The 7,861-nt window shown below is 67.6% G+C and carries 8 protein-coding genes; 3 read left to right on the forward strand and 5 right to left on the reverse strand.

Annotation, left to right across the window (positions count from 1 at the left end):
• Positions 1-36: 36 nt before the first annotated feature.
• The 3 genes from N5C25_RS19760 to N5C25_RS19770 all read right to left on the reverse strand — a co-directional run bounded on the left by N5C25_RS19760 (position 37) and on the right by N5C25_RS19770 (position 1,844).
• Complete coding sequence (locus N5C25_RS19760; protein WP_005407964.1) at positions 37-273, reverse strand: YdcH family protein; 237 nt, start codon at positions 271-273, stop codon at positions 37-39.
• Between the two features lie 324 nt (positions 274-597).
• Entirely contained in the window at positions 598-1,482 is an 885-nt protein-coding gene (locus tag N5C25_RS19765; protein ID WP_262212343.1) for a hypothetical protein, read from the reverse strand.
• The gene (locus N5C25_RS19770) at positions 1,479-1,844 is read right to left on the reverse strand and encodes a DUF4398 domain-containing protein (protein ID WP_019660954.1); all 366 of its coding nucleotides are present in this window, start codon (positions 1,842-1,844) and stop codon (positions 1,479-1,481) included. The genes N5C25_RS19765 and N5C25_RS19770 overlap by 4 nt, the downstream gene beginning before the upstream one ends.
• A 121-nt stretch (positions 1,845-1,965) precedes the next feature.
• On the opposite strand from N5C25_RS19770, the gene N5C25_RS19775 reads away from it, so the two are divergent.
• From N5C25_RS19775 to N5C25_RS19785, 3 genes are all read left to right on the forward strand, one after another.
• Complete coding sequence (locus N5C25_RS19775) at positions 1,966-3,093, forward strand: PilT/PilU family type 4a pilus ATPase (RefSeq protein WP_014035879.1); 1,128 nt, start codon at positions 1,966-1,968, stop codon at positions 3,091-3,093.
• Positions 3,094-3,201: 108 nt separating this feature from the next.
• On the forward strand, positions 3,202-4,485 hold the full coding sequence (locus N5C25_RS19780; protein ID WP_279937728.1) for a putative DNA modification/repair radical SAM protein: 1,284 nt from the start codon (positions 3,202-3,204) through the stop codon (positions 4,483-4,485).
• Positions 4,466-5,962: a UdgX family uracil-DNA binding protein gene (locus N5C25_RS19785; RefSeq protein ID WP_279937729.1), complete on the forward strand. Its 1,497-nt coding sequence runs from the start codon at positions 4,466-4,468 to the stop codon at positions 5,960-5,962. Before N5C25_RS19780 ends, N5C25_RS19785 begins: the two co-directional genes overlap by 20 nt.
• Before the next feature lie 33 nt (positions 5,963-5,995).
• Here N5C25_RS19785 and maiA read toward each other — a convergent pair whose 3' ends face one another.
• Complete coding sequence (gene maiA, locus N5C25_RS19790) at positions 5,996-6,664, reverse strand: maleylacetoacetate isomerase (protein WP_251102939.1); 669 nt, start codon at positions 6,662-6,664, stop codon at positions 5,996-5,998.
• 14 nt (positions 6,665-6,678) lie between these two features.
• Positions 6,679-7,668 (reverse strand): fumarylacetoacetate hydrolase family protein, encoded by a 990-nt coding sequence (locus tag N5C25_RS19795; RefSeq protein WP_019660949.1) that lies wholly within the window; start codon positions 7,666-7,668, stop codon positions 6,679-6,681.
• Positions 7,669-7,861: the final 193 nt, after the last annotated feature.

Genomic DNA, 7,861 nt, shown 5'->3' on the forward strand with positions numbered 1-7,861 from the left:
GGCCGGGTCACGCCGTTCCGGGCGCGACGATGTGCGTCAAAGCGTGGGGGACGTCGTTGGGAGCGGTGTTTCGTACATTCGCAGAAGACGTTGCTTGGCCAGCAGCTTCTCGCGCTTCATGCGACCCAGGGTGACATCATCGATCGGGAGTACACCCAACTCCGCGTCCATGCACTTCTTGTTCAACTTGCGGTGCTGGTCATGGAGTGCCCTGAACTCCGGATCACGCGCGCGACGTGCGTCGATCTCGCTCTGGGGCTGATCTTCAAACATGATGGACCTCCTTCGACAGATACACGAACGCCCCGGCCGAAAGGCACGGGGCGTTGTTCATGGAGGAGCGCCGGTCGATGGCCACCTGGACGCGTGCAACGACCTGCGGCACTGGCCTGCGCACGTCGATCTGCTGCGGTTCGCGCCCTGCTTGCATCGGCCCGGCCCTCCCATCGTCCGGTCCGCGGCATTGCGTCCCGGACGATTGACCCTACGCCTGCTCAAGGCGGGGTACAAGACCCCTGCGTCAAAAAGACCGAACCCCGCCGGGGCGGGGTTCAGGCTGAATGCTCATCACAACGAAAAACAAACAATATCAATGCATTACGGGGCAATGATGACCTCGGCCGAGCGCGCCCGGGTGGACGCAGCCTTCTTGCCGCTGACCTGGATGCGGTTGCTGGCGACACCACCCGCGACCAGGGCGTCGCGCAGCGCTTCGGCACGCTTCTGGCCCACGCCGTTGGCACTGTCGTAGGCCTCGATGCGCAGGCGGCCCTTCTTGCCGATGTTCAGGTACTCGGCCAGGGCCTTGGCCTGGTTGCGGGCGCCACCCGACAGGCTGGAGGCGCCTGCGGCGAACGCGTCACCACCGAAGGTGAAAACTTCGCCACGGCCATCGAACTTCGAGCCCGGCAGTTTCTGCCCGGACACCAGTTCGGCTTCCTCGCGGGCCAGCTTGGCGGCGTTCTGCTGTGCGGCGCTCAGACGCTGCTGCTGCTTGCCGGCCACGCTGGTCAGGGCGTTCTCGGCGTCCTGGCGGGCCAGGGTCTCGGCTTCGGCGGCCTGGCGCAACCGTTCGGCCTCCTCGGCCTGCATCTGCGCCTGCATGCGCAGCTGCTCGGCTTCCTGGCGGGCACGGGCCGCATCGCGGCGGCTGGCCTCGATCAGCAGGTCGCTGCGGGTCCGATCCAGGCGGTCCACCTCGCGCGCGGCCAGTGCGGTGCGCACGGCGGTCTCGGCGATCTCGACCCGGCGCTCGGCCAGGTAGGTGGCCAGCTCCTGATCGCGGCGCTTGGCCTTGTCCAGGGTGGCGATGGCCTGCTGGGCCTGCATGCGCTCGAACGCGCCCAGCTCAGCGGTATCCGGGTTGGCCTGGATGGCCATCAGGCGCTGGCTCAGCTGCGCCACCATCGGGTTGTCGGCGGCCATGGCCAGGGTCGGCAGCGCCAGCAGCGCGGCCAGGGTTGCGGCGGTCATCGGCTTCACCGGCGGTCCTCCCCGGTCGACAGCTGGCGTTGCAGCTGGTTGACCTCGTTGCGGCGCAGCTGCAGCTGCGCGCTGACGGTGGCTTCCTCGCTGCGGACGCGGGCCAGGTCGGCATCGGCGGCGGCGCGCAGGGCCATTGCCGGCGCATTCTTGCGCTCGCGGCGGTCGCCTGCGGCGCGCTGGGCCTGCTCCAGCCCCTGCCGGGCCAGCCCGATCAGGTCCGGGGCGTACTGGTCGGCATCGGCCTGGGTGGCCTTGTCGACCGCCTGCCGGGCCTGCGCCAGTTCCAGGGCGGCGTCCTGCGCCCAGGCGGGGGCAGACAGTGCGAATGCAAACGCCATCACATACAGGCCATGGCGCATTCGTGCGAAGCTAAGTCGTTTCATTGGGGAGGCCGTACCGGTTGTCGGTTCACGGCCATTGTCGTCAAGCCGACACCGTGCTGGCAACGGGCGTCGGCCGTTTCGTTGGGGAAAATTCGCAATGGATATCGGCTACTTCCTGAAGCTGATGACCGAAAAGAACGCTTCGGACATGTTTTTGACCACCGGGGCACCGGTCTACATCAAGATCGAGGGGAAGCTCTATCCGCTGGGCAACACCGGCCTGCCGCCGGGCATGGTGAAGAAGATTGCCTACTCGCTGATGGACGAGGGCCAGGTGCCGCAGTTTGAGCGCGAACTCGAGCTCAACATGGCCATCGCCCTGCCCGACGCCGGGCGCTTCCGCGTCAACGTGTTCAAGCAGCGGGGCGAGGTCGGCATGGTCATCCGCGCCATCCGCAGCCGCATCCCGAGCATCGAGGAGCTGAACCTTCCGCAGGTGCTGAAGGACGTCATCATGACCCCGCGCGGGCTGGTGCTGGTGGTGGGGTCCACCGGCTCCGGCAAGTCCACCTCGCTGGCGTCGATGATCGACCACCGCAACAGCACCACCACCGGTCACATCCTCACCATCGAGGACCCGATCGAGTACCTGCACAAGCACAAGATGTCGATCGTCAACCAGCGCGAGGTCGGCCTGGACACCCATGCCTTCCACAACGCGCTGAAGAACGCGATGCGTGAAGCGCCGGACGTGATCCTGATCGGCGAGATCCTGGATGCGGAAACGATGGAGGCGGCGATCGCCTTCGCCGAGACCGGCCACCTGTGCCTGGCCACCCTGCACTCCAACAACGCCGACCAGACCATCGAGCGCATCCTCAACTTCTTCCCGGAAAGCGCGCACAAGAACGTGCTGATGAACCTGGCGCTGAACCTGCGCGCGGTGATCAGCCAGCGCCTGGTGAAGAACAAGGAAGGCCGTCGCCTGCCGGCCACCGAGGTGCTGATCAACACGCCGATGATCCGCGACCTGCTGCGCCGCGGCCAGGTGCACGAAATCAAGGCGGCGATGGAAGCCTCGCTGGAGGAAGGCATGGAGAGCTTTGACCAGTGCCTGTTCCGGCTGGCCAAGGCCGGCATCATCGAGCAGGAAGAAGCGCTGCGCGCGGCCGACTCGCGCGATGGCCTGGCCCTGAAGTTCCGCCTGTCCGAAGGCAGCAGCGGCGAACACGACCCGTACGCGGATTTCTCGGCCGGCGCGCCGAGCATCACCCACGGGTTCTGATCCGCGCAGCTCTTTCGACACCGGTAGCGCCGGGCCATGCCCGGCGCAAGCCTGAAGGATTCAGGGCCGATCTCATCCATTGAGACCGCTCATCCGTAGGTTTCCGCAATGGAAACCATCCGCAAGCTGGCCATTCTGGCCGATGCCGCCAAATACGATGCCTCCTGCGCCTCCAGCGGCTCGGGCAAGCGCGATTCGCGCGCCAGCGGCGGTATCGGCAGCACCGAGGGCATGGGCATCTGCCACAGCTATACACCGGATGGCCGCTGCGTTTCGCTGCTGAAAATCCTGCTGACCAATTTCTGCATCTACGACTGCGCCTACTGCGTGAACCGGGTCTCCAGCAACGTGCCGCGTGCACGTTTCAGCGTAGACGAGGTGGTCACGCTCACCCTGGACTTCTACAAGCGCAACTACATCGAGGGCCTGTTCCTCTCCAGCGGCATCATCCGCAATGCGGACTACACCATGGAGCAGATGGTGGAGGTGGCCCGGCAACTGCGCGAAGAACACCGCTACGCCGGCTACATCCACCTCAAGACCATTCCCGAGGCCTCGCCGGAACTGCTGGCCAGTGCCGGGCGCTATGCCGACCGCCTGTCCATCAACGTGGAACTGCCGACCGAAGCCGGCCTGAGCGCCTTGGCGCCGGAGAAGACGGTTCATTCCATCCGTGGCGCGATGGGCGAACTGCGTTGGCGCATCGAGGAAGCCAAGGAGGCGCGCAAGGCCCCCGCAGCGGTGGCGCCGACGGCCAGCCGCAGCGCACGCCCGCGCCCTCCCCGTTTCGCCCCGGCCGGGCAGAGCACGCAGATGATCGTCGGCGCGGACGGGGCCAACGACCAGCAGATCCTGGCCAGCGCCGACAGCCTGTACGGCAGTTACCGGATGCGCCGGGTCTACTACTCCGCGTTCAGCCCGATTCCGGACGCCAGCCGGCAGCTGCCACTGCAGCCGCCACCGCTGCAGCGCGAACATCGCCTTTACCAGGCCGACTGGCTGCTGCGCTTCTACGGGTACGGCGTGGATGAGATTACCGATACCACCCAGGACGGCATGCTCGACCTGGATATCGACCCGAAGATGGCCTGGGCGATCCGCCATCCCGAGCGCTTTCCGGTCGATCTGAACCGGGCACCGAAGGAGATGCTGCTGCGCGTGCCCGGCCTTGGCGTGCGCAACGTCAAACGCGTGCTGATGGCGCGCCGCCACGGGCGGCTGCGCGTGGCCGACATCGCGCGCCTGAAGGCACCGATGAGCAAGCTGCTGCCGTTCGTGCTGCTGGCCGACCATCACCCGCGCAAAGCGCTGGACGATCCGGCGGCGCTGCGCGCGCAGCTGGCCCCGCCGCCGCGCCAGGGTTCGCTGTTCGATGCCCCGCCCGCAGCCTGACGCGCAGCGCTGGTCGCTGCGGGTGGATCCGGCATGGTCGCTGCAGGCCTGGCGCGATGGTGCGCGCGAAGCGTTGCTGCGGGGCGTGGCCCCGCCTCAGCTGGACTGGCTGGAAGGGAGCGAAACGTCCCTGCTGGATGCGCCGGCCGTGCAGCAGGCGCCGATGCTTGCCGAGGCCGGTGCACCCAACGTTCCACGTGACTTCCTGGAGCTGGCGGCCACCTGCCTGTGCCATCGCGATCCCCAGCGCCTGGCGTTGCTGTATCGCCTGCTGTGGCGCATCGCCCATGGCGAGCGTGCGGTGCTGGGCAACCCCGCCGACGCCGATGTGCTGCGCGCAACGGCTCTGGCCCAGGCCGTCCGCCGTGACACGCACAAGATGAAGGCGTTCGTGCGCTTCCGGGAAGTGCCCGGCCAACCTGATGCGTTCATCGCCTGGTTCGAGCCACAGCACCACATCGTCGACCGGGTAGCGCCGTTCTTCGCGCGCCGCTTCACCGGCATGCGCTGGGCCATCCTCACGCCCCAACGCAGCGTCGCCTGGGATGGGCAGGCGCTTGCCTTTGGCCCCGGTGCACGGCGCGAAGATGCCCCGGCCGAGGATGCACGCGAGTCGCTGTGGCAGACCTACTACGCCAGCATCTTCAATCCGGCGCGGCTCAACACACGGATGATGATGCAGGAAATGCCGGCCAAGTACTGGCGCCATCTGCCTGAAGCACAGTTGCTGCCACGCCTGGTGCGCGATGCGGCCGACCGCGTGCAGGAGATGCATGACCGGCCGGCGCAGGCGCCGCAACGCAGGATTCGCCCACGTGCGAACGCTGCGGCGCCGGCAACCGATGCCAGCAGTCTGGACAATCTGCGCGGACAGGCCAGCGCCTGCCGCCAGTGCCCGTTGTGGGAGCAGGCCACGCAGACCGTGTTCGGCCAGGGGCCGGCAGGGGCCGAGGTGATGCTGGTCGGAGAACAACCCGGCGACACCGAGGATCTGCGCGGGCAGCCGTTCGCAGGACCCGCCGGCCAGGTGCTGGACCGCGCACTGGCGGAGCTGGGAATCGATCGCGCCCAGCTGTACCTCACCAACGCGGTGAAGCACTTCCACCATGAGCGGCGCGGCAAGGTGCGGCTGCACAAGCGACCGGAAAGCCGCCACATCCAGGCCTGCCGCCCCTGGCTGATGGGTGAGATCGCGCGTGTACGGCCCCGGGTGATCGTGTGCCTGGGCGCGACAGCGGCAGCCTCTGTATTCGGTCGTGACTTCGACCTCTCACGCGACCGCGGACGCTGGCACACCCTCGAAGATGGCACGCGCGGCTACGCCACGGTGCACCCGGCGTGGGTGCTGCGGCAGACCGACGATGCACGCCGCGAGGCCGGCTATCGGCTGTTCCGGGAAGACCTTCGGCAGATGTTGCGAGGGGATGGGGCATCCGCCGGGCATGGCCCGGCGCTACCACGGACCGGGGACCGCTAGCGCCGGGCCGCGCCCGGCGAGCGAAGCGGCCCGTCAGGCGGCGTCGAGCTGGTTTTCCGGGCGCGCGCGATCAAAGGCATCCAGCGCCTGGCAGGCCGCTTCAATCCGGCGCAACGTTGGATACGGCGCCAGGTCCAGACCGAAGCGGTGCGCGTTGTAGAGCTGCGGCAGCAGGCAGATATCGGCCAGGCCGGGACGGTCGCCGTGGCAGAAGGTGCCGGTGTCGCGGCTGTTGGCCAACAGCGTTTCCATCGCCGCAAAGCCCTCGGCGATCCAGTGCAGCGTCCACTGCGTGCGTGCGTCGGTGGGCACCTGCAGCGTGCGCTCCAGGTACTGCATCACCCGCAGGTTGTTGATCGGGTGGATATCACAGGCCACCAACTGGGCCAGCGCCCGCACCCGCGCACGGCCGGCGGCGTCGGCCGGCAGCAGCGGTACCTGCGGAAAGCGCTCGTCCAGGTATTCGAGGATCGCCAGCGACTGGGTCAGCACATGCCCCTCATGCAGCAGCGTCGGCACCTGCTGCTGCGGATTGAGCGCGCGATAGGCATCCCGGTGCTGCTCGCCACCGTCGCGCACCAGATGCACCGGCCGCGCCTCCCAGGCCAGGCCCTTCAGCTCCAGGCCGATGCGAACGCGGTAGGCGGCGCTGGATCGCCAGTAGGTGTACAGCACGATGCCGTCGTCGACCGGAATTTCCATCGCCGCCTCCATGCTCAGGGCCTGGCCGCCTGTTCGATGCGCTGCTCGATCGCACCGAAGATGCTGTTGCCGGCAGCGTCGAGCATCTCGATGCGGACCACGTCGCCGAAGGACATGAACGGCGTGCTCGGCTTGCCGTCACGCAGGGTCTCGACCACGCGCTGCTCGGCGAAGCATGAGGCACCCTTGCTGGTGTCTTCGTTGGCGATGGTGCCCGAGCCGACGATGGTGCCGGCACCCAGCGGGCGGGTCTTGGCCGCATGCGCGACCAGCTGGGCGAAGTTGAACTGCATGTCCACGCCCGCCTCCGGCGCACCGAACCACTGGCCGTTGATGTGGGTCAGCAGCGGCAGGTGCACCTTGCTGTCCTGCCACGCAGCACCCAGCTCATCGGGGGTGACGAACACCGGCGACAGCGCCGAACGCGGCTTGGACTGCAGGAAGCCGAAGCCCTTGGCCAGCTCGCCCGGGATCAGGTTGCGCAGCGAGACATCGTTGACCAGGCCGACCAGCTGGATGTGGCTGGCGGCCTGTTCCGGGGTGGCCGCCATCGGCACGTCGTCGGTGATCACCACGATCTCCGCTTCCAGGTCGATGCCGTAGTCCTCGCTGACCACCTTGACCGCATCGCGCGGGCCGTAGAAGCCCGCACTGGTGGCCTGGTACATCAGCGGGTCGGTGTAGAAGCTCTCCGGCACCTCGGCACCGCGGGCGCGGCGCACGCGCTCGACGTGCGGCAGGTATGCGCTGCCATCGACGAACTCATAGGCACGCGGCATCGGTGCGGCCAGCGCCTGCGGATCGAGGTCGAACACGCCATCGGCGTCGCCAGCGTTGAGCGATTCGTACAGGGCGTTCAGGCGCGGCGCGATGTGGCTCCAGTCCTCCAGGGCCTGCTGCAGGGTGGCGGCAATGCCGGTGGCGCGCACGCCGTGGCGCAGGTCACGCGAGACGACGATAAGGGTGCCGTCGCGGCCGCCTTCCTTCAAGGAACCAAGCTTCATGGTGGGTGTCCGGAGTCGTGGGCAAACAAGTTTCAAGTGTAATCAAATCTGCGACGACGCCAAGCTGCAGCGCGGCATCGGCCCACCCTACCGTAGTGGGGGCTTCGGCAGGGCTTGCAGCCCTGCACCTGCTCAATGCAACGGCAACGGCAACGGCAACAGCTGGCTTTCCGTGGGTTGCCGGGGCGGTGTC

This window comes from Stenotrophomonas sp. GD03958 (assembly GCF_029839005.1).
Classification (GTDB): Bacteria; Pseudomonadota; Gammaproteobacteria; order Xanthomonadales; family Xanthomonadaceae; genus Stenotrophomonas; species Stenotrophomonas hibiscicola.